The organism is Methylocystis sp. (genome assembly GCF_051061285.1).
In the GTDB taxonomy this organism is placed as follows: Bacteria; Pseudomonadota; Alphaproteobacteria; order Rhizobiales; family Beijerinckiaceae; genus Methylocystis.
The window spans coordinates 49940-69127 of record NZ_JBPFEA010000019.1 but is presented as its reverse complement, the minus strand read 5'-3'; the positions used below and the strand labels follow the sequence as shown (position 1 = coordinate 69127).

Genomic DNA, 19188 nt, shown 5'->3' with positions numbered 1-19188 from the left:
ATTGCGCCAAATAAGAGAACGGCGGCGATCTCGCCGGCATGCTCCAGCGCCTTCAGCGCGCGGCTCAGAAATTTCGAGTTCATGATGCACACTCCGTAGGAGCGTACATGGCGTCTCAAGCTACGCTTTCCAGATCCTTCGGAGGAGTCGACTCGATCGAGCCAATGTCCGACTTAACCTACGAGCGGACCGCCGGCCTTGATCCAGGCGTCAAGACCGCCCTGGATGTGACGGGCTGACGTTACTCCCGCTTCCTGCGCGGCCTCGACCGCCATCGCCGAACGCTCGCCGAAGGCGCAATAAAAAACGATGCGCTTGCCGGTGGCGACCGCCAATTCATGCAACAGGCCGCCGTCTCGGATGTGCTCGTCGAGTTCGTCATAGGGCATATGCAGCGAACCGGGGATAACGCCATGAACTTCGCGCTCGCGCGCCTCGCGCAGATCGACGAGAGCTGTTGAAGGCTGACCGAGAACGTCGAGCGCTTCTTGCGGCGTCAACGACCAGCCGCGCCGCGCGATGTCCTCCTGATGCAATCCGATGTGAATGTTCGCCGGCACCGCGACGTCCATCATTTTCGGATTGGGCAAATGCAGACTGTCCATCAGCGCGACATATTCATCGATGGATTTGACCTGCAAACGCGGATTGAACGCCCGCTCCTCGCCAATCGTGCTGACCGTATCGCCCTTATAGTCGTGCGCAGGATAGACAAGCGTCGAGTTGGGAAGCTTCAACAGCTTGCCGAAAAGCGACTCGTACTGCGCCCGCGCGTCGCCGTTCTGAAAGTCAGTGCGGCCCGTGCCGCGGATCAACAGCGTGTCTCCGGTGAACACCCGGTCGGCCATGATAAAGCTGTATGAATCGTCCGTGTGACCAGGCGTGTAGAGAACATCGAGCTCGACGCCCGGAATCCGGATGCGCTCGCCTTCGCGAACGCGCATCGACACCACGTCGGCGTTGCTGCGCTCGCCCATCACCGTGATGCAGTGCGTGCGGTCGCGGAGCGCGCCGAGGCCGGTGATATGATCGGCGTGGGTGTGCGTGTCGACGGCCTTGACCAGCCGAAGATCGAGTTCGCGCATCAGCTGCAGATAGCGGTCCACCTTGTCGAGCACCGGATCGATGATCAGCGCCTCCCCGCCGCGATTGCCGGCGAGGAGGTAGCTGTAGGTGCTGGAGACGCTATCGAACAATTGCCGGAAGATCATCGCGCGCGTTCCTGCCGCGCATCATTTCGGTTGCGGAACAATGCGAAGATAGGGCCGCGGCGCGTTCCAGCCCTCCGGATAGATCTTCTTGGCCTCTTCGTCCGAGACCGAACCCGCGATGATGACGTCATCGCCCGGCCGCCAGTTGACGGGCGTCGCCACCTTATGTGTGGAGGTTAATTGCAGCGAGTCGATGATTCGGAGCACTTCGTCGAAGTTGCGGCCGGTCGTCATCGGATAGACCATGATGAGTTTGATCTTCTTGTCGGGCCCGATGACGAAGATGTTGCGAACGGTCTGGTTGTCGGCCGGCGTCCTGACGCTGGCGTCGCCGCCCGCGCTCGCCGGCAACATTCCGTAGAGCTTGGAGATGCGCAGGTCCGGGTCGCCGATCATCGGATAATTCGGCTTCGCGCCCTGAGTTTCCTCGATGTCGACCGCCCATTTGGCGTGATTGTCGACCGGATCGACGCTCAAGCCGATGATCTTGACGTTGCGCCGTTTAAATTCCGGTTCGAGTTTGGCCATGTAGCCAAGTTCGGTCGTGCAGACCGGCGTGAAGTCCTTGGGATGCGAGAACAGAATGCACCAGGAATCGCCGATCCAGTCGTGGAATTTGATGCGCCCCTGCGTGGTGTCGGCTTCGAAATCCGGCGCGGTGTCGCCGATGTGGAAAGACATCTGGAAGCTCCTCAGTTATGGTTGCGACGCGCCTTGGAGCGCGAGCGACGCTCTTCGCCGCTTGAGAGCGTATCCCTTTAAATGCGATTATTGCGCTCAGTATCAAGAACAGCGGCGTTCAAGCCTGGCGCCGCCTCCCGGTGAAACTCCAACCTAGCCGCCAGCCGAACGCAGAATGACGACGATCGAACCATGTCAGTCCCTCTCCATTCGCGTCTATTACGAAGACACGGATTTTTCCGGACTCGTTTATCACGCCTCCTATCTGCGCTTCATGGAGCGGGCGCGCACGGAGATGTTGCGCGCGCTGGGGCTTGATCAGCGCGCGCTGCTGGCGGGCGCCGCCGGCGCGCCGATTTTTTTCGTCGTCCGGTCGATGGACGTCGACTTTCAAAAGCCCGCGACAATGGACGACCTGCTGACCGTCGAAACCGAGACTCTTGAGCTCGGCGGCGCCTCGCTCACGCTTGAGCAGCGGGTTTTGCGGCAGGCGGAATTGCTTGTCCGCGCCAAAGTCAGGATCGTGTGCGTCGAAGCCGGCCGCGCGCGCCGCCTGCCTCCCGAGGTGCGCGCGAAATTCGAACGTCTTTTGCCAAATTTAGAGTAGAATGCCGTCGCCATCTGGACGCCGCCTTTTGCGGCCTAAAATGGCGTTGAGATGGGAATCAACGAACCCGCTGCGCGCCTTCGGCCCCGGACCGAGCCTTCGGACCCGGCGGAGACCGGCGTTCTGATCGTCGACCTCGCCGCCCTCGCCGACAATTGGCGCACGATGGCGCGGCTGGCCGGCGGCGCGGAATGCGGCGCGGTGGTGAAGGCCGACGCCTATGGCTTGGGGCTCGCGCCCGCGATGCGGGCGCTGCTCTCAGCCGGCTGCCGAACCTTTTTCGTCGCCAATGTCGTCGAAGGCGAAGCGGCCCGGGCTGTCGCCCACGACGCGACCATCTATGTGCTGGACGGGCTCGTGCCCGGCGCGGCGCCGCGCCTCGTCGCCGCCGATCTTATACCGGCGTTGGGTTCGCTCGGCGAAATCGACGACTGGGCGGCGACTGGACGCAAGCCCAAAGCCGCCATCCATTTCGACACGGGGATGAATCGCTTCGGAATACCGATCAGCGAGGCGGCGCAGGCGGCCGAGCGTGCGCGCCATATCGCGCCTACGCTGGTGATGAGCCATTTCGTCAGTTCGCAAATGCGCGACGCCCCCTGCAACGCCCGGCAGATCGAGGCGTTCCTCGACGCCCGGGCGCGCTTCGCCGAGATTCCGGCGTCGATGGCGAATTCCTCGGCCGTCTTCCTGCCGCAGCGCCCGCATTTCGATCTCGTTCGTCCCGGTTACGCGCTGTTTGGCGGCAACCCCACGCCCTATGCCGAATGCCCGGTGCGGCCGGTCGCGCGGCTCAGCGCGCGCATTCTCTCAACACGCGAGATCGAGCCCGGCGCCTGCGTCGGCTATGACGCGCTTTGGTCGGCGCGAAGGCGCACACGCATCGCCACGATCGGCGTCGGCTATGCGGACGGCGTGCCGGTCGGCGCCGCCTCTTGCGCTGAAAAGCCGGCAGGCGAAGCGCTCGTCGGCGGAGTCCGCTGCCCCTTCATCGGCCGCGTGTCGATGGACTATGTCGTGCTGGACGTTTCCGAGGCGCCGCGCGAGGCCGCGCAGCGCGGCGAATGGGTCGAGCTGCTGGGCGACGGCATTTGCCTCGAGGAAGCGGCGTCGCGCGCCGGCACCATCGGCTATGAGATCCTCACGCGGCTCGGCGCGCGATTCTCGCGGCGCTATCTCGGGGCTTAGCTCGGCGTCACGCCATCGCGAACCACGGCGCGAGCACCGGATATCCCTCGCCGGCGAGGAGCGACACCGTCTCGTGCAGCGGCAGGCCGACGACGGCCGTGTAGGACCCGACGATCTTCACCAGAAACACGCCGGCGCGTCCCTGAATGGCGTAGCCGCCCGCCTTGCCGCGCCACTCGCCAGTCGAGAGATAGGCCTCGATCTCGGTCGAGCCAAGGCGCTTGAATCGCAGCCGCGCCTCGACGAGACGCTTGCGCTCGTAGCCGCGCGGCGTGATCAGGCTCACCGCCGAATAGACCCGGTGCTGGCGTCCCGAGAGCAGCTGCAGGCACTCCTCGGCCTCCTCTCGCGTCTCGGCCTTGGGCAGGATGCGCCGGCCGACGGCGACGACGGTGTCGGCGGCGATGAGAAAGGATTCCTTCAGCTCGGGCTGCGTCGCCCTCAGTTTGGCGGCGGCGGCCGCCTTCTCGCTGGCGATTCGGGCGGCGTAGGCGCGCGGCGATTCCCCGCGGTGCGGCGTCTCATCGATGTCGGCCGGCAGCAGAGCGTCGGCGTCGAGTCCCGCCTGCTGCAACAGCGCCAGGCGCCTCGGCGAAGCTGATGCGAGAACGAGCTTGGGACGGGCGATTGGAGGATTGGCTGTCAAGAATGTCGCTCCGCCAAAAGAAAATTACCGGAAACGATATGTTATACGCCCTTTGGTCAAATCATAAGGGGTCATCTCGACAAGCACCTTATCGCCGGTCAATACGCGGATGCGGTTCTTGCGCATCTTGCCGGCGGTATGGGCGATGATTTCGTGGTCGTTTTCGAGCTTGACGCGAAACATCGCGCTCGGCAGCAGTTCGGTGACGACGCCGGGAAATTCGAGCAGTTCTTCCTTGGCCATGTGGTTCCTTGTGAGGCGCTCTCGCCGCGAGTTTGGCCGCGCGGCATAGATAGCGCGTGAAAAGCGAAAAACCCGCTGCCCCGGCCGGGGAGCGGACTCGGCGCGGACCCTAGTCGAGAACGAAGGATTTGTGAACCAGGGAGTTGGGGGGCCTCAACGCCCCTTCTTGGGTTTCACGGCCGCGAAGGGATCAAGAATGATGGCCCCCAGTCCCTCTACGTCTCGAACATTGCGCGTCACAAGCGTCAGATCATTCGCTTTGGCCGTGGCCGCCAGCAGGCAGTCCACAACAGGGGCGGTCCGAACCGCGCCCATTCGCCCCCACTCTGCCGCGGCATCGCTATCGACCGGCAGAATGCGTCCGACGAACGCGCGTTCGACGTCAACCAACCAACGGTCAAGAGCGTCGGCGCCGATTACGTCCCGTCGACGTAACCTTTCCGCGCCACGGCGGATTTCGCCAAGCGTCAGCACGCTCAGATAAAGCTGCTCATCTTTCACTGAGGCAAACCAGCCGGCGACACGCGGATCGCATCGCGCGCCTTTGCGAAACTCGGAAATTACATTGGTGTCGATCAGAAAATTCAAAAGGTGACGTCCCGGCCGAGATCGCGCGGGCGTTCGAGGTCAACGCCTTCAAGCGGCGCTGCGGCGAGAAGCGCTTTGAGCGAGCCCGGAGTTGGGGAGGGCACGACATCGCGGAGAACGGCGCGTATTTCCGCTTCGCGGAAGGGATCGGCGAGCGCGGCGGCAACGCCGCGAACAAGCGCGACATCCTCCTTGCGCGCCTGCACCTCGACACGCACGAGGCCCTTTCGCTTCATGCGTTGCCGATAGAGTTGGACGCTGGATTTTAGCGGCTTTGGCATTCTAAACCTTCTTCCGGAAGAGCTACCGGAAATCCGGCGCGCGAGCAAGTATCTCGACCGGCTCTTTCATGCCGTCCTTCTCGCGCAAGGGGAGAAGGACGAAGCGGCGTCATTTCGGCTTGCCCTTCACCGTGCGCGTGCCAGGCTTGCCGCCCGAAGAGCGTGGCGAGACGCGCGGCGGCGGCGTGGGCCGACCCAGAGGCCGCGCTTCCCCGCCGCCGAAATTATGTGGCCCCATGTCGGCGTCGGTCGGCTTATGCGCGCGGGTTGCGAGTTTTTCCGCTTCGTCACGGCGGATGGCCCCGCGCCCTCCCCGGCCAAAGGAGGCGCGAAATTGCGGGCTCGCCTCGGCGAGCAATTCGGCGCGTTGCAGCCGCTGGATTTCATCGCGCATGCGCGCCGCCTCCTCGAAGGCGAGATCGGCCGCCGCCGCCTTCATGCGCTTTTCGAGATCGGCGATCGTCGCCGCGAGATTATGCCCCGGGGCGATGTCATAGCCGGTGTCGACCGTCACATGATCCTGCTCGGCGACCGAGCCGAGAATGTCGGCGATGCCGCGCTTGATCGACGCCGGCGTGATGTTGTTCTCGAGATTATAGGCCTCCTGCTTCGCCCGTCGGCGGTCGGTCTCGCCCATCGCGCGCTTCATCGAGCCGGTGATCTGATCGGCGTAAAGGATGACGCGGCCGTCGATATTGCGCGCGGCGCGGCCGATCGTCTGCACGAGCGAGGTCTCGGAGCGCAGAAAACCTTCCTTGTCGGCGTCGAGAATGGCGACGAGGCCGCATTCGGGGATGTCCAAACCTTCGCGCAGCAGATTGATGCCGACGAGCACGTCGAAGGCGCCGAGCCGCAGATCGCGGATGATCTCGATGCGCTCGATGGTGTCGATATCGGAATGCATGTAGCGCACGCGCACGCCGTTCTCATGCAGATATTCGGTCAGATCTTCCGCCATGCGCTTGGTGAGCACGGTGACGAGCGAGCGATAGCCGATCTGCGCGGTCGCCCGCGCTTCGTCGAGAAGATCGTCGACCTGGGCGCGCGCCGGGCGCACCTCGACAATAGGGTCGATCAATCCCGTCGGACGAATCACCTGTTCGACGAAGACGCCGCCTGTCTGATTGAGCTCCCAATTTCCCGGCGTGGCAGACACCGAAACGGTCTGCGGCCGCATCGCGTCCCATTCCTCGAAACGCAGCGGGCGATTGTCCATGCAGGACGGCAGACGGAATCCATATTCCGCCAGCGTCGCTTTGCGGCGGAAGTCGCCCTTATACATCGCGCCGATCTGCGGAATGCTGACATGGCTCTCGTCGGCGAAGACCAGCGCATTGTCCGGGAGATATTCGAACAGCGTCGGCGGCGGCTCGCCCGGCCTGCGGCCGGTGAGATAGCGCGAATAATTTTCGACGCCGGCGCAGGAGCCGGTCGCCTCCATCATTTCGAGATCGAAGCGGGTGCGTTGCTCGAGCCGCTGCGCCTCCACCAGACGCCCGGAACGGTGCAATTCGTCGAGCCGCGCGCGCAATTCTTCCTTGATCGCCTTGATCGACTGCAGCAGCGTCGGCCTCGGCGTCACATAATGCGAATTGGCGTAGACTTTGACGAATTCGAGGTCGACCGTCTTCTTGCCAGTCAGCGGATCGAATTCGGAGATCGACTCCACCTCATCGCCAAAGAAGCTGATGCGCCAGGCGCGGTCCTCATAATGGGCTGGGAAGATGTCGACGGTGTCGCCGCGCACGCGAAACGTGCCGCGAGTGAAATCGGCGCCGGTGCGGCGGTAGTGCAGCGCGACGAGATCGGTGACGAGCTGCCGCTGCTCCAGCTTCTCGCCAAGAGTCACCGAGAAGGTCATCGCCGTATAGGTTTCGACCGACCCGATGCCGTAGATGCAGGAGACCGACGCGACGATGATGACGTCGTCGCGCTCGAGCAGCGCGCGCGTCGCCGCGTGGCGCATGCGATCGATCTGCTCGTTCACCGAGGATTCTTTTTCGATATAGGTGTCCGAGCGCGGCACATAGGCCTCGGGCTGATAGTAGTCGTAATAGGAGACGAAATATTCGACGGCGTTATTGGGAAAGAAGCTCTTGAACTCGCCGTAAAGCTGCGCCGCGAGCGTCTTGTTCGGCGCGAGAATGAGCGCCGGCCGCTGCACGCGTTCGATCACGCTCGCCATGGTGAAGGTCTTGCCCGATCCGGTGACGCCGAGCAGCACCTGATCGCGTTCCTGCGCCGCGATGCCCTTGACCAGCTCCTCGATCGCCGCCGGTTGGTCGCCCTTCGGCGTGTATTCGGAGACGAGGTCGAACCTCACGCCGCCTTCGGACTTCGCCGGCCGCTCGGGCCGATGCGGGGTCCAGGGCTTTTGGTCGCGAATGTTCGGGTCGCCAAGTCGCAGCAATTGCGCAAGGCTGTCGGCGGTGGCCTCGACGCCGCCAATGTTTTGAGCGGCGCTTCCTGAAGTCGCGCCTCCCGCATGAAACCCCTCGCCAAGCCCGTATTTTTCGATGTCCTCCTCGTCGAGGCCGTGGATCGAGGAAGCGTCATAGGCCGCCTGCGGCGCCTCGCCGAACCCGGGCGCGAGCGCCGGATTAAGGAGCTGCACGAGATGCGGCGCGAGCGGCGCGACCTCCGGCTTCGCCGCCTTGGCGCGCGTCGGCCGCGCCGGGTCTCTGGGCTTTTTGGGGGGAGAGGCCATGGCGGCAATATGGGGGAGACGGAAGCGGGATGGAAGGCGGGAAGGCTCTACGCCCCCTCCCCAACCCTCCCCCGCTAAAGCGGGAGAGGGAGTCCGACTCGGCGCCTTGTCAAGATTCCGCCAATGCCGATCGTTGGATGACGCCCGATGTTTCGCAATCCCCCTCCCTGCTTCCCGAATCTGCTCCCTCTCCCGCGTCAGCGGGGGGAGGGCTGGGGAGGGGGCAAGTCACGCTCCGGCTGTTTCTTCAGCCTCGCTTCGAGTTCTTGGCGATTGTCGGAATTGAGCGCCGGTTCCCTACCCCCCGAGCTTCTTCACCACACGGAAACTCTTGAAGCCAGCGCCACGCAGGCATAATATGTGTATAGAACAAGAGTATCATACACATGCGCACCAACATCGTCATCGATGACAAGCTGATGGAAGAGGCATTGCGCGCGACGGGCCTCAAGACCAAGAAGGAGGCCGTCGAACTCGCGCTGCGGACGCTGCTGCGCCTTCAGCGGCAAAAGCAAATCCGAAGCCTGCGCGGAAAGCTCGACTGGCGCGGCGATCTCGACGCTATGCGCACGGATAAGAAAACAGAAAAATGATCCTCGTCGATTCCAGCGTTTGGATCGACTATTTTCGTGGCGTCGCCTCGCCTCAGACCGATCGTCTGGATGATCTGCTCGACGAGGAGTTGATCGCGATCGGTGATTTGATCTTGAGCGAAGTGCTGCAAGGCTTCGATCGGGACCGCGATTTCAACCGCGCCCAGAAATTCCTGACCACACTGACGATCGTAGAACTCGGCGGCAAGGAAATCGCCCTGCGCGCGGCAAAAAACTATCGCAAGCTGCGCGGTCTCGGCGTCACGCCGAGGAAAACCATCGACACGATCATCGCCACGCGCTGCATCGAAAGCGATCTGCCGCTGCTCTACAGCGACAGAGATTTCGATCCCTTCGTTGAACGCCTTGGTTTGCGCTCGGCGATGGCGTAGCGACGCTCCGCTCGCAGCGCCCGTTATTTGCAATGCTTAACGGTGCAGTTGGACAACGCCTCGGCCGCGCTATTTGCCTTGACGGGAGGCTGCGATGCGCCAAGGTCGATCGAGAATGAACAAGCTTTTCTCCGACACGCTCAAGATGGGCTTCGTGGCCAATCAGGTCATCGGCTTACGGCTGATGAAGATCGCCACGGGCGGCGCGCGCGGCAGACGCGAGAGCAGGCTGATGATCGATGAAAAGATCAAAGCCGCCGTCGACGCCAGCATAGAGGCGGCGATGAGCGTCCTCGCCGGCCAGCCGCATCGCGCCGCCGACCGCGCCCTTGCGGTTTACGCCAAGCGGGTCGATCGCAATCTCAGGCGATTGTCGAAGCGCTGAGCGGCTACTCGGCTTCCTCCAATTCCTCTCGCTCCGCCTCCAGCAATTTCGCGCGCGCCTCCGCCGCCTCGCGCTGGCGGTTCCACATGCCGGCGTAATGGCCGCCAAGCGCCAGCAGCGCCTTATGCGTCCCGCGCTCGACAATGCGGCCGTGATCCAGAAACAGGATTTCGTCGGCGTCGACGATGGTCGACAGGCGATGCGCGATGACCAGCGTGGTGCGGCCGCGCGCGACCCGTCTCAACGCCTCCTGAATTTCATGTTCGGTCAAGCTGTCGAGCGCCGACGTCGCTTCGTCGAGGATGAGGATCGGCGGACCTTTGAGAATCGTGCGCGCAATCGCGACGCGCTGCTTCTCGCCGCCGGAAAGCTTCAGCCCGCGCTCGCCGACCTGCGCCTCATAAGCTTCCGGCACGCTTTCGATAAAGCGGTCGATCTGCGCCAGCCGGGCTGCTTCGCGAACCTCTTCGTCGCTCGCGTCCCACCTTCCATAGCGAATGTTGTAGCCGATCGAATCGTTAAACAGCACGGTGTCCTGCGGCACCATGCCGATCGCCGCCCGCAGGCTTTCCTGCGTGACCTCCAGTATATTCTGCCCGTCGATCATGATGCGCCCGCCTTGCGGCTCGTAGAAGCGATACATCAGCCGGGAGATCGTCGATTTACCCGCGCCGGAGGGTCCGACGATCGCGATCGTTTGTCCGGGCTCGGCTTCAAAGCTCACGCCTTTGAGGATCGGCCGGTTCGGCTCGTAGTGGAACGAGACATTGTCGAAAACGATCCGCCCTTCGCGCACGACGAGCGGAGCGGCGCCGGGCGTGTCCAAGATCTCGGGGCTCTGCGCCAGGATCGAGAACATGGTTTCGATGTCGATGATCGCCTGCCGCACCTCGCGATAGAAGGTGCCCATGAAATTCAAGGGCTGCGCCAGCTGCCCCATCATCAGGTTGATCAGGACGAAATCGCCGACCGTATTGCGGCCCGCCTCGATGCCATAGACGCACATCACCATCATGGTGGTGAGTCCGATGATAAAGATCACCGTCTGGCCGGCGTTAAGCACCGCAAGCGAGACATAGGACTGCGTGCTGGCCTGCTCGTAGCGGATCATCGATTTGTCGTAGCGCTCAGCCTCACGTTTTTCCGCGCCGAAATATTTGACCGTTTCATAGTTGAGCAGGCTGTCGATCGCCTTCTGATTGGCGTCGGTGTCGCTGTCGTTCATCTTGCGCCGAATGGCGATCCGCCAGTTTGTGGCGAGCATCGTATAGAGAAAATATCCGGCGAGAGTCGCGACCAGGACGAGCCCGTAACGCCAGCCGAACTGGTAGAGAAAAATGCCGAGCACCAGCGCCACCTCGAGCACTGTCGGGGCGCCCGTCGACATGATGAGACGCGACAGCGTCTCGATGCCGTTGCGCCCGCGCTCGAGCACGCGCGTCAGCCCGCCGGTCTTTCTGCCGATATGAAAGCGCAGCGACAGCTCATGCATGTGAACGAAGAGATCGGTCGCCAGCCGGCGCACCGCGTGCATCGCCACGGCGGCGAAAATGCCGTCGCGCAGCTGCATCAGCACGACGGTGACGATGCGCATGGCGCCCATCAGCAGCGTGAAATAGATCGCGGCGGCCGCCACCTTTCCCCAGGCGCCGACGCCGCCCTCGGCGAGCGCGTCCGTCGCCCATTTGAAGGCGTATGGCGTCGCGGCGTTGAACAGCTTGCTGACGATGAGCAGCGCAAACACGGCGGCGACCCGAAGCTCGAGATCGCGGCGCCCGCGCGGCCAAATATAGGGCCACAAATGCCGTATCGTCTTGAAAAGAGAGGATTCCGACAATTGTTGCTCAGGAACAGGCGGAGGCGCGGCGTCGTCCGGATCGAGCGCGTGGGGATCGCTCGATTCGCCTTGATCGGGTCTAATCATATGTCTCCGAATGAATGGGCCGTCGTCGCGGCCTTTGGCGTCATGGCTGGCTTGGCGTCATATATGACGTTTAGAAGCAATGCGCACCCCGCGCGAGGCGCCGTCGAACGCTGCATGAGAATGCACATGCGAGAAATCAAGAATGTTTGCGTCTATTGCGGCTCCTCGATCGGCGCCGATCCGCGTCACACGGCGGCGGCCCGCGCGTTGGGCGTCGCCCTGGCGCGCGCCGGGGTCGGCCTCGTTTATGGCGGCGGGGCGATCGGCTTAATGGGCGTTCTGGCGAAGGCCACGGTCGCCGCCGGGGGCGTTGTCACGGGAATCATTCCCGAGTTCTTGGACCGAAGGGAGATTCCCTTTACGGGCGCGACGGAACTCGTCGTCGTCGACGACATGCACACGCGCAAGCGCCTGATGTTCGAGCGATCCGACGCCTTCATCGCGCTGCCTGGAGGCATCGGCACTTTGGAGGAGCTGACCGAGCAGCTGACCTGGATCCAGCTCGGCCGTCACACCAAGCCTCTGGTCATCGCCGACATCGGCGGCTTCTGGCGGCCGCTGCTGTCGCTTTTCGCTCATATGCGGAACGAGGAATTCTTCGGCGAAGTCGATAACGTGCGCTATCTCGTGGCCGAACGCGTCGAAGACATTCTGCCGATGATTTTCGCGGCGGTCCGCCATTCGCCTGACATCAGCGAGACAGCTATTACCGAACGGCTTTAGCGGTTTCACGGTCGTTGCGCTCGACTGACACCAGCAGCTTGTAGTTGATCGCGTCGACGAGCGCCTCGAAGGATGCGTCGATGACATTGGCCGAAACGCCGACCGTCGACCAGCGCTCGCCTTGCGCATCGGCGCATTCGACCAGGACGCGCGTCACCGCGTCGGTGCCGCCCTGGAACACGCGGACGCGATAATCGACGAGCCGAACGTCCTCGATGAAGCGCTGATAGGCGCCGAGATCCTTGCGCAGCGCGAGATCCAGGGCGTTGACGGGACCATTGCCTTCGGCGGCCGAAATGCGGCTCTCGCCATCGACATTGATCTTGACGATCGCCTCGGCGCCCTGGTCCTCGAAGCCATTCCGGGCGAAGCGTCGATCGACCGCGACGCTGTAGCGTTCGATGTCGAAGAAATGTGGCGCCTCGCCGAGCACGCGCTTGGCCAGAAGAAAGAACGAGGCGTCGGCGCCCTCATAGGCGTAGCCTTGCGCTTCCTTCTCCTTCACCTCGTCGAGAAGCCGCGCCAGACGCGGATCGTCCTTGTCGAGGACGACGCCCAATCGGCCAAGCTCGGCCGCGATGTTGGAGCGTCCCGCCTGATCCGATACGAGCACGCGCCGCACATTGCCGACCGATTCCGGCGTGACATGTTCATACGTGCGCGGATCGGTCAGCACGGCCGAGGCGTGAATGCCGGCCTTGGTCGCGAAGGCGCTGGCGCCGACATAGGGCGCATGGCGGTTCGGCGCGCGGTTGAGAAGCTCATCGAGCGCGTGGCTTACGCGCGTCAGATGCGTCAGCTTCTCCTGCGTCACGCCGATCTCGAAGCGCTCGGCAAATTCGCTTTTCAGCAATAGCGTCGGAATGATCGTCGTGAGATTGGCGTTGCCGCAGCGTTCGCCAAGACCGTTGAGCGTGCCTTGAATCTGCCGCGCGCCGGCGCGCACGGCGGCAAGCGAATTCGCCACCGCCTGCCCCGTGTCGTCGTGGCAATGCACGCCGACGCGGTCTCCTGGAATTTGCTTCACGACCACCGCGACGATGCTTTCAACCTCGTGCGGCAGCGTGCCGCCATTGGTGTCGCAGAGCACGACCCATCGCGCGTCCGCGTCATAGGCGGCCTTGGCGCAGGCCAGCGCGTAGTCGGGATTCGCCTTAAAGCCGTCGAAGAAATGCTCGCAGTCGACGGCGACTTCCTTGCCGCGCGCGACGGCTGCTTTTACGGATTGCGTAACGCTGTCGAGATTGTCCTCTTCCGTTGAACGTAAGGCGACGCGGACCTGAAAGTCCCAGCTCTTGGCGACGAAGGTGACGACGTCGGCGCTGCTGTCGAGGAGCGCCGCGACGCCCGGATCATTCTCCACCGAGCGGCCCTGCCGCCGCGTCATGCCGAAGGCGGCGAAGCGCGCGCGCAGTTTCGGACGCCGCGCAAAAAACTCGGTGTCGAGCGGATTGGCGCCGGGATAGCCGCCTTCAATATAGTCGATTCCGAGTTCGTCCAGCATGGCGGCGATCTGACGCTTGTCGTCGAGCGAGAAATCGACGCCCGTCGTCTGCGCGCCGTCGCGCAGCGTCGTGTCGTATAGCGTCAGCCGTTCCTTGGCCCGTTCCTTGGCCATCAATGCGCTCTCCCGGCGGCGGGCGCCGCCAGCTCCTTGGTCATCGTCGTATTGCCGAGCCATTGGCCGCCGATCTCGATCATATTGCGGGTCGTGGCCACATAGCCGCGCGCCGCGAAAAAGTCCTGCGCCGCGTCGGAGGCCTCGACCGTCAGCAGTGTCGTGCCGCGCGCGGCGGCGAGTTTTTCGATCGCCTCGGCGAGCGCCGACCCGACCCCCTTGCGCGCGATGTCGGGCCGCACATAGAGCATGTCGAACATCTTGTTGTCGCGCAGCGATGCGAAGCCGGCGATGTCCCCGTCAACGAGCGCGACGATGGTCAACGCGTCGGCGAGGCGCGACGCGAAGGCCGCTTCGTCGTCAGCCGCAGCCGCCCAGGCTTCTCGCTGCGCATCGCCATAGTCATCGGCTGCAAGCGCCTCGACGCTGGCGCGAAACAGCGCCGCGAGCGTCGCGGCGTCTGCGGGAAGAAACGGCCGCAGACCGGGCGTTTGCGCGCTGCGCGCCATCACACGATCTCGAAGGCGCGCAGCAGATGCCAAGCGATGAAGGCGGCGAGCGCCAGCACGATCAGCTTGAACGCAAGATAGAGCGCCCAGTGTCGCTTGAAGGGAAGCGTCTTCTTCCAGTCGTCATTGGACATTTCGCGACCTCGCGGAACAGACCCTCTCCCGGTGGGAGAAGGTGGCCGCGGAGCGGCCGGGAGAGGGGTTTCCCGCTATCGAATTTTGCGATTTGATCGATAAGTGGCGGGCAAGAACATTTCCATCGCGCGCAGACTGCGGCGCGAGAGCACGGGTCCCGAGGAAATTCTCTGGCGCGAACTGCGCGCCTCGCGTTTCCATGGGCTCAAGTTTCGCCGTCAAGCTCCGATTGCGGGATATATCGCAGACTTCTGCTGCTACAGCCTCGGACTCACCATCGAACTCGATGGCGGCCATCATGCAGATCAACCGCTTGCTGACGCCGCGCGCCGCGCTGCGATCGAAAGTCACGGTTATCTGGAATTGCGCTTCACCAACGATGAGGTGAAGGAGCGACTGGATTGGGTGCTGCAGGAAATCCTTCGCGCCGCCGATATTGCGCGCGCGCGCGCGCCGCGAGCGCCTCTGCCCCGCCTCGACTGAATTATGGTTTGTGGCGCCCTCTCCCATCGGGAGAGGGTCGGACCGAAGGTCCGGGGTGAGGAGCAACGATCTTGGGCCCGAAGGCGCGCACAAGCGAGCAGCGCCGCAACCCCTCTCCCGGCCGCTCCGCGGCCACCCTCTCCCTATGGGAGAGGGTTGCGCGCGTTTGATTGAAAGAGGCGCGCTCACCGCTTCACCTCCCAGGTCGTCGCGCCGTCCTTGTGATCCTTGAGAATAATTCCCATGGCGGCGAGTTCGTCGCGGATGCGATCGGATTCGGCCCAGTTTTTTGTCGCGCGGGCGGCGTTGCGGGCGCTCAGGAGAGCATCGATAATTTGATGAGCACTCGAATCGAGTTCTTTGTCGGGCCCCTTTTCAAATTCAACTAGGTCTTCGATGCCGAGGAGACCCAAAGAGTTTGTCAGCATGTCAGAGTTGGTTTGCCAAGACGTGTTCAGGGTGTGTGAGTCGTCGCGCAGTTGCCTTATGAGCGCAAATAATTCTGTTATTGCTCCATGTGTATTGAGATCGTCGCAGAGCGCTTCCAAAAAAGGCGGATAAACATCCGACGTTCGCAGTTGCGATCGCGCGACCCAAGGCTTCAGATTTCGTAAGGCCTGCGCGGCATCCAACACCTTGGCGACGGTCCAATCGATCGGCTGACGGTAATGTGTGCCGAGCATCGCGAGGCGAATGATTCTCCCGTCCCATTGCAGCCCCCCGAACTTCTCCGTGTGCAACAACTCGTGGATCGTCACGAAATTCCCCAGGCTCTTGGACATTTTCTCGCCCTCGACCTGCAGGAAGCCATTATGCATCCAGTAATTGGCCATCACGTCACGCCCAAAAGCGCAGCAGCTTTGCGCGATCTCGTTTTCGTGATGGGGGAAGACGAGGTCGATGCCGCCGCCGTGAATGTCGAAGGTTTCGCCAAGATGCGCCCAGGACATCGCCGAACATTCGATATGCCAGCCGGGACGCCCCCTGCCCCATGGGCTGTCCCAGCCGGGTTCGTTCTCCTTTGACGGTTTCCACAGCACGAAATCCATATCGCCGCGCTTGTAAGGCGCGACGTCGACGCGCGCGCCGGCGATCATTTCATCGAGCGAGCGCCGCGACAGGCGCCCGTAATTTTGCATGGACGGCACGTCGAAGAGCACATGGCCATCGGCCGCATAGGCATGGCCAGAGGCGATCAACCGCTCGATGATCGCGATCATCTGCGCGATATGCTCGGTCGCGCGCGGCTGCATGGTCGGCTCGAGACAGCCGAGCGCCTTCACGTCCTGCTGGAAGACCTTGTTGGTCTCTTCCGTCAGTTCGCGAATGGTGATTCCGCGCTCAGCGGCCCGCGCGTTGATCTTGTCGTCGACGTCGGTGATGTTGCGGACGTAAGCGACATGCTCGGCGCCGTAGAGATGGCGCAACAAGCGAAACAGCACGTCGAAGACGATGAGCGGCCTGGCGTTGCCGATATGCGCGTAGTCATAGACTGTCGGCCCGCAGACATACATGCGCACATGCGCGGGATCGATCGGACGGAATTCCTCCTTCGTCCGGGTCAGCGTATTGTAGATTTTCAGCGCAGGCGTCGACATGAATTTCCCCGCAAGGCGCCGGCCGGGGCGTCGCTTCATGTCGTTTTGAGAGACGTGACGGCTCCGGCCAGCGTGATCGCTAGCTGATAATGGTCTTCCGACAAATGGTGAGCCGAAGCGTCATGGCGGCGACCATGCGCCAAAGCGCGCCGCCGCGTCAAGCGCGAGGCCAATTCGAGCCGCGGCGGTTTAACTCGGGTTTTACCGCTTTGCGCTAGCTCTGACGGGGGCCGTCTCGGTCGTTTGGGACTCGTTCATTATGTGGAAATATGAGGCGCCGATCGCGCGGCGCGCGCTTGCGCTGCTGCTCGCGGGCGCGCTGTTCGGCGTCGGCTACGCCTGCGACGCACAGGCCGAGGCGAGCGCGGGCGCCGCCTATGTCATCTCCGATCAGGAAGGCTACGGCCTGACGGAATGCCTCACGCGCAAGGCCGATTGCGGCAAGATCGTCGCCGACTCCTGGTGCGCGGCGCACGGCCATGGCGCGGCCCGAACCTATGGCCGCGCCAACGATGTGACCGCCTCGAGCGACGTCCATGCTGCGCGCGCCTCTATCGAGCCGGATGCGGCGGTCGTCTCCTGCGTCGATTAATCAGCGCAAAAATTCTCCGCATTGCGGGACTTCGTTCTGGCCGGCCCAGGGCTGAATGGCGACGGTCGAGGTCGAGCTTTCGGGCGAGCCTTCGACGAGCTTGTCGGAATAGACCATATAGATCAGCACATTGCGCTTAGCATCGCAGCCGCGAACGATATGCATGCGCTTGAACAGCAGCGAACGCCGCTCGCTAAACGCCGTATCGCCCTGGCCGAACTTCTCCTTGAATTTAATCGGGGCATATTGCCGGCAGGCGAGCGAAACCTCCGACGACTGCTCCGCGACCCCGAACAGGCCGGCGACGCCGCCTTTTTCATGCGCCGTATAGTAGCAGACGACGCCGTCGATCACCGGGTCGTCGATTCCATAGGTCGCGAGCTTGTCGTTCGGGGTGAGGAGCTTGAAATCCACCGATTTGCGGAAGATGAGATCCGGTCCATTCTGCGCGAAGGCCGTCGCGGCGCCGAAACAAAGAAAGGCCGTCGAAATCAAAGCCAGCAATTTGGAACGCTTCATGTCGGCAACCTCCTAGATCACGCCGCCTTCGGCGGAATCGCCCCAGGCGGATAACGTGATCGATCTCGAAAGCTTAGAGCGCGCTCTACACGAAATACCGAATTCCACTTTTCGTGCGCCGCGCTCGAGCGACGCCGTTGCCGATATGGGCGAAGCGCCGCGGCAAGGGAAGGGCTTCGACCCCTGGGCGCGGCAAAAAATTCGACGCGCCCCAGGAGGGTTGACCGCGTCGGCCGGCGCCTTGTTGCCGACACGATGGACGCGATTAATCGAGCGACGTTTGCTCTGCGGCCTGGATTGGTGAAAATGGCGCGATTCGTCGCAAGCGACGCGCGCCGGAACATCCGTCATTAAGCGACCGCGCGAGCGTTTCTCGGCTTCTTGCCAGAATGTGAAGAGAGCCAAAAACTTCAATGAGGCCGCGACCATAAAGCTCTTTTTGACGAAAAGCGCCTTGAGGCGAACGAAACTCGCCGCCGCCGTCGGCGTCGCTTTCAGCCTCCTCGCCGTTTCGCCGGCAGCAGGGGAAAGTCCCTACTGTACGGAGTTGCGCGCGCAGATCGCCCGCGCCAGCGCCGGCAGCCGGGTTGGTCGATTCCAGGCCGCGGCGGCCAAGCAGCGCGGCGAATACGCCCGCGTCGCCGCGCGAGGTCGCGCGCTGGGCTGCGACCGGGGCCAATTCCTGTTCTTCGGCGATCCGCCGCCGCCCCAGTGCGGACAAATCAACGCCCAACTGCACCAACTCTCGGGCGCCGTCGCCGCCTACGAACGGGCAAGCGCCGACGACGGCGGCCAGCGTCAGGCGCTCGCCGCCCGCTACGAGGCTGAATGCCGCAATCCTCAGGCGGCGCAGGCGCGCGTCGCACGACCGCGCAATTTCTTCGAGGAGCTGTTTGGCGTCCCGCCCGATGAAAGCCCGGGAGCGCGCGACATGCCCCTCGGTCCGGACGCGGAGCAGGAGTACGAACCTTCGGACGGAACGCCGCGCGGGGGCCCAATGGCGATCTGCGTGCGCGCGTGCGACGGCGGCTTTTTCCCGATCAGCTATTCGGCGCGCAGCTCCAATCTCGACGATCTCGCGACGATGTGCCGGGCGCTGTGCCCCAACGCCGAGGTGAAACTCTATACGGCGTCGCAATGGAAGGGTCTCAGTTCCGCGCTTTCGATCGACGGCGAAGCTTATTCGAACCATCCCAACGCGCGTAAATTCGAGACGACTTATGATCCGTCCTGCGGCTGCAAGCCGCCGGGGCGGTCTTGGGCCGAGGCGCTCGCCGAAGCCGAGCTGCTCATCGCCGAGCGCCATGCGAAGGATCAGGTCGTCACCGCGGAGCAGGCCGAGCAATTGTCGCGCGCGCCGCCGCCCGGCGTTGCACGCGGTCGGAAAGCGAAGGGCTCCGCGTCGGCGGCGCCAGAACCAACGACGACGGTGGAACCGGCGGCCCAGGCGCAGCCCAGCGCCGCGGACGGCGCGGCCGCTACGCCGGAAACCTATCGCGAAGTTATCGGACCTGATGGAATCAAGCGCCGCGTGCGAGTCGTCGCGCCGGCATTGTGAGCTGATG

At 63.3% G+C, this 19188-nt stretch carries 22 protein-coding genes; 9 read left to right on the top strand and 13 right to left on the bottom strand.

Features of this window, described 5'->3' with window-relative positions; genetic code table 11:
- Nucleotides 1-173 precede the first annotated feature (173 nt).
- Together ACR65T_RS06970 and ACR65T_RS06965 are read right to left on the bottom strand one after the other, a co-directional pair.
- On the bottom strand, nucleotides 174-1211 hold the full coding sequence (locus ACR65T_RS06970; protein WP_434495792.1) for an MBL fold metallo-hydrolase: 1038 nt from the start codon (nucleotides 1209-1211) through the stop codon (nucleotides 174-176).
- A gap of 21 nt (nucleotides 1212-1232) precedes the next feature.
- Nucleotides 1233-1892, bottom strand: coding sequence for a peroxiredoxin (locus ACR65T_RS06965; protein ID WP_434495791.1), 660 nt, complete (start codon nucleotides 1890-1892; stop codon nucleotides 1233-1235).
- A gap of 175 nt (nucleotides 1893-2067) precedes the next feature.
- Here ACR65T_RS06965 and ybgC point away from each other — a divergent pair, with 175 nt between their 5' ends.
- Both ybgC and alr read left to right on the top strand, forming a co-directional pair.
- Complete coding sequence (gene ybgC, locus ACR65T_RS06960; RefSeq protein ID WP_434495790.1) at nucleotides 2068-2499, top strand: tol-pal system-associated acyl-CoA thioesterase; 432 nt, start codon at nucleotides 2068-2070, stop codon at nucleotides 2497-2499.
- A 51-nt stretch (nucleotides 2500-2550) separates the two neighbouring features.
- Nucleotides 2551-3687 (top strand): alanine racemase, encoded by a 1137-nt coding sequence (gene alr, locus ACR65T_RS06955; protein ID WP_434495789.1) that lies wholly within the window; start codon nucleotides 2551-2553, stop codon nucleotides 3685-3687.
- Between the two features lie 7 nt (nucleotides 3688-3694).
- Here the strand turns inward: alr and ACR65T_RS06950 are convergent, their stop codons facing one another.
- The 5 genes from ACR65T_RS06950 to uvrB all read right to left on the bottom strand — a co-directional run bounded on the left by ACR65T_RS06950 (nucleotide 3695) and on the right by uvrB (nucleotide 8152).
- Nucleotides 3695-4333 (bottom strand): Maf family nucleotide pyrophosphatase, encoded by a 639-nt coding sequence (locus ACR65T_RS06950; RefSeq protein ID WP_434495788.1) that lies wholly within the window; start codon nucleotides 4331-4333, stop codon nucleotides 3695-3697.
- 24 nt (nucleotides 4334-4357) lie between these two features.
- The gene (gene infA, locus ACR65T_RS06945; protein WP_014890360.1) at nucleotides 4358-4576 is read right to left on the bottom strand and encodes a translation initiation factor IF-1; all 219 of its coding nucleotides are present in this window, start codon (nucleotides 4574-4576) and stop codon (nucleotides 4358-4360) included.
- Between the two features lie 153 nt (nucleotides 4577-4729).
- Entirely contained in the window at nucleotides 4730-5164 is a 435-nt protein-coding gene (locus ACR65T_RS06940) for a type II toxin-antitoxin system VapC family toxin (RefSeq protein WP_434495787.1), read from the bottom strand.
- Complete coding sequence (locus tag ACR65T_RS06935; RefSeq protein WP_434495786.1) at nucleotides 5161-5445, bottom strand: hypothetical protein; 285 nt, start codon at nucleotides 5443-5445, stop codon at nucleotides 5161-5163. The genes ACR65T_RS06940 and ACR65T_RS06935 overlap by 4 nt, the downstream gene beginning before the upstream one ends.
- A gap of 109 nt (nucleotides 5446-5554) precedes the next feature.
- Nucleotides 5555-8152 carry an excinuclease ABC subunit UvrB gene (uvrB, locus tag ACR65T_RS06930; protein ID WP_434495785.1) on the bottom strand — a complete coding sequence of 866 codons (2598 nt, stop codon included), beginning with the start codon at nucleotides 8150-8152 and terminating at the stop codon, nucleotides 5555-5557.
- Nucleotides 8153-8538: 386 nt separating this feature from the next.
- Here uvrB and ACR65T_RS06925 point away from each other — a divergent pair, with 386 nt between their 5' ends.
- From ACR65T_RS06925 to ACR65T_RS06915, 3 genes are all read left to right on the top strand, one after another.
- Nucleotides 8539-8745 (top strand): type II toxin-antitoxin system VapB family antitoxin, encoded by a 207-nt coding sequence (locus tag ACR65T_RS06925; protein ID WP_123176567.1) that lies wholly within the window; start codon nucleotides 8539-8541, stop codon nucleotides 8743-8745.
- The gene (gene vapC, locus ACR65T_RS06920) at nucleotides 8742-9137 is read left to right on the top strand and encodes a type II toxin-antitoxin system VapC family toxin (RefSeq protein WP_434495784.1); all 396 of its coding nucleotides are present in this window, start codon (nucleotides 8742-8744) and stop codon (nucleotides 9135-9137) included. The genes ACR65T_RS06925 and vapC overlap by 4 nt, the downstream gene beginning before the upstream one ends.
- A 115-nt stretch (nucleotides 9138-9252) precedes the next feature.
- Nucleotides 9253-9522, top strand: a complete 270-nt coding sequence (locus ACR65T_RS06915) for a hypothetical protein (protein WP_434495783.1) — start codon at nucleotides 9253-9255, stop codon at nucleotides 9520-9522.
- A 4-nt stretch (nucleotides 9523-9526) separates the two neighbouring features.
- On the opposite strand, the gene ACR65T_RS06910 is transcribed toward ACR65T_RS06915, so the two are convergent.
- Nucleotides 9527-11446: an ABCB family ABC transporter ATP-binding protein/permease gene (locus ACR65T_RS06910; protein WP_434495782.1), complete on the bottom strand. Its 1920-nt coding sequence runs from the start codon at nucleotides 11444-11446 to the stop codon at nucleotides 9527-9529.
- Nucleotides 11447-11572: 126 nt separating this feature from the next.
- Here ACR65T_RS06910 and ACR65T_RS06905 point away from each other — a divergent pair, with 126 nt between their 5' ends.
- Nucleotides 11573-12169 (top strand): TIGR00730 family Rossman fold protein, encoded by a 597-nt coding sequence (locus ACR65T_RS06905; protein WP_434495781.1) that lies wholly within the window; start codon nucleotides 11573-11575, stop codon nucleotides 12167-12169.
- Here ACR65T_RS06905 and cimA read toward each other — a convergent pair.
- The 3 genes from cimA to ACR65T_RS06890 are packed head-to-tail and all read right to left on the bottom strand — an operon-like array spanning nucleotide 12153 to nucleotide 14430.
- A complete protein-coding gene (gene cimA / locus ACR65T_RS06900) occupies nucleotides 12153-13787 on the bottom strand; it encodes a citramalate synthase (protein ID WP_434495780.1) in 1635 nt (544 codons plus the stop codon). The genes ACR65T_RS06905 and cimA overlap by 17 nt on opposite strands.
- On the bottom strand, nucleotides 13787-14296 hold the full coding sequence (locus tag ACR65T_RS06895) for a GNAT family N-acetyltransferase (RefSeq protein ID WP_434495779.1): 510 nt from the start codon (nucleotides 14294-14296) through the stop codon (nucleotides 13787-13789). The genes cimA and ACR65T_RS06895 overlap by 1 nt, the downstream gene beginning before the upstream one ends.
- Nucleotides 14296-14430, bottom strand: a complete 135-nt coding sequence (locus ACR65T_RS06890; RefSeq protein ID WP_269750296.1) for a hypothetical protein — start codon at nucleotides 14428-14430, stop codon at nucleotides 14296-14298. Before ACR65T_RS06890 ends, ACR65T_RS06895 begins: the two co-directional genes overlap by 1 nt.
- A gap of 103 nt (nucleotides 14431-14533) precedes the next feature.
- Here ACR65T_RS06890 and ACR65T_RS06885 point away from each other — a divergent pair, with 103 nt between their 5' ends.
- Nucleotides 14534-14914 carry an endonuclease domain-containing protein gene (locus ACR65T_RS06885; RefSeq protein WP_434495778.1) on the top strand — a complete coding sequence of 127 codons (381 nt, stop codon included), beginning with the start codon at nucleotides 14534-14536 and terminating at the stop codon, nucleotides 14912-14914.
- Between the two features lie 185 nt (nucleotides 14915-15099).
- On the opposite strand, the gene cysS is transcribed toward ACR65T_RS06885, so the two are convergent.
- On the bottom strand, nucleotides 15100-16512 hold the full coding sequence (gene cysS, locus ACR65T_RS06880; RefSeq protein ID WP_434495777.1) for a cysteine--tRNA ligase: 1413 nt from the start codon (nucleotides 16510-16512) through the stop codon (nucleotides 15100-15102).
- Between the two features lie 259 nt (nucleotides 16513-16771).
- On the opposite strand from cysS, the gene ACR65T_RS06875 reads away from it, so the two are divergent.
- Complete coding sequence (locus ACR65T_RS06875; protein ID WP_434495776.1) at nucleotides 16772-17104, top strand: hypothetical protein; 333 nt, start codon at nucleotides 16772-16774, stop codon at nucleotides 17102-17104.
- Here ACR65T_RS06875 and ACR65T_RS06870 read toward each other — a convergent pair whose 3' ends face one another.
- Nucleotides 17105-17623, bottom strand: a complete 519-nt coding sequence (locus ACR65T_RS06870) for a CreA family protein (protein WP_434495775.1) — start codon at nucleotides 17621-17623, stop codon at nucleotides 17105-17107.
- A 454-nt stretch (nucleotides 17624-18077) separates the two neighbouring features.
- On the opposite strand from ACR65T_RS06870, the gene ACR65T_RS06865 reads away from it, so the two are divergent.
- Complete coding sequence (locus tag ACR65T_RS06865; RefSeq protein WP_434495774.1) at nucleotides 18078-19181, top strand: DUF2865 domain-containing protein; 1104 nt, start codon at nucleotides 18078-18080, stop codon at nucleotides 19179-19181.
- The last annotated feature ends 7 nt before the right edge of the window (nucleotides 19182-19188 follow it).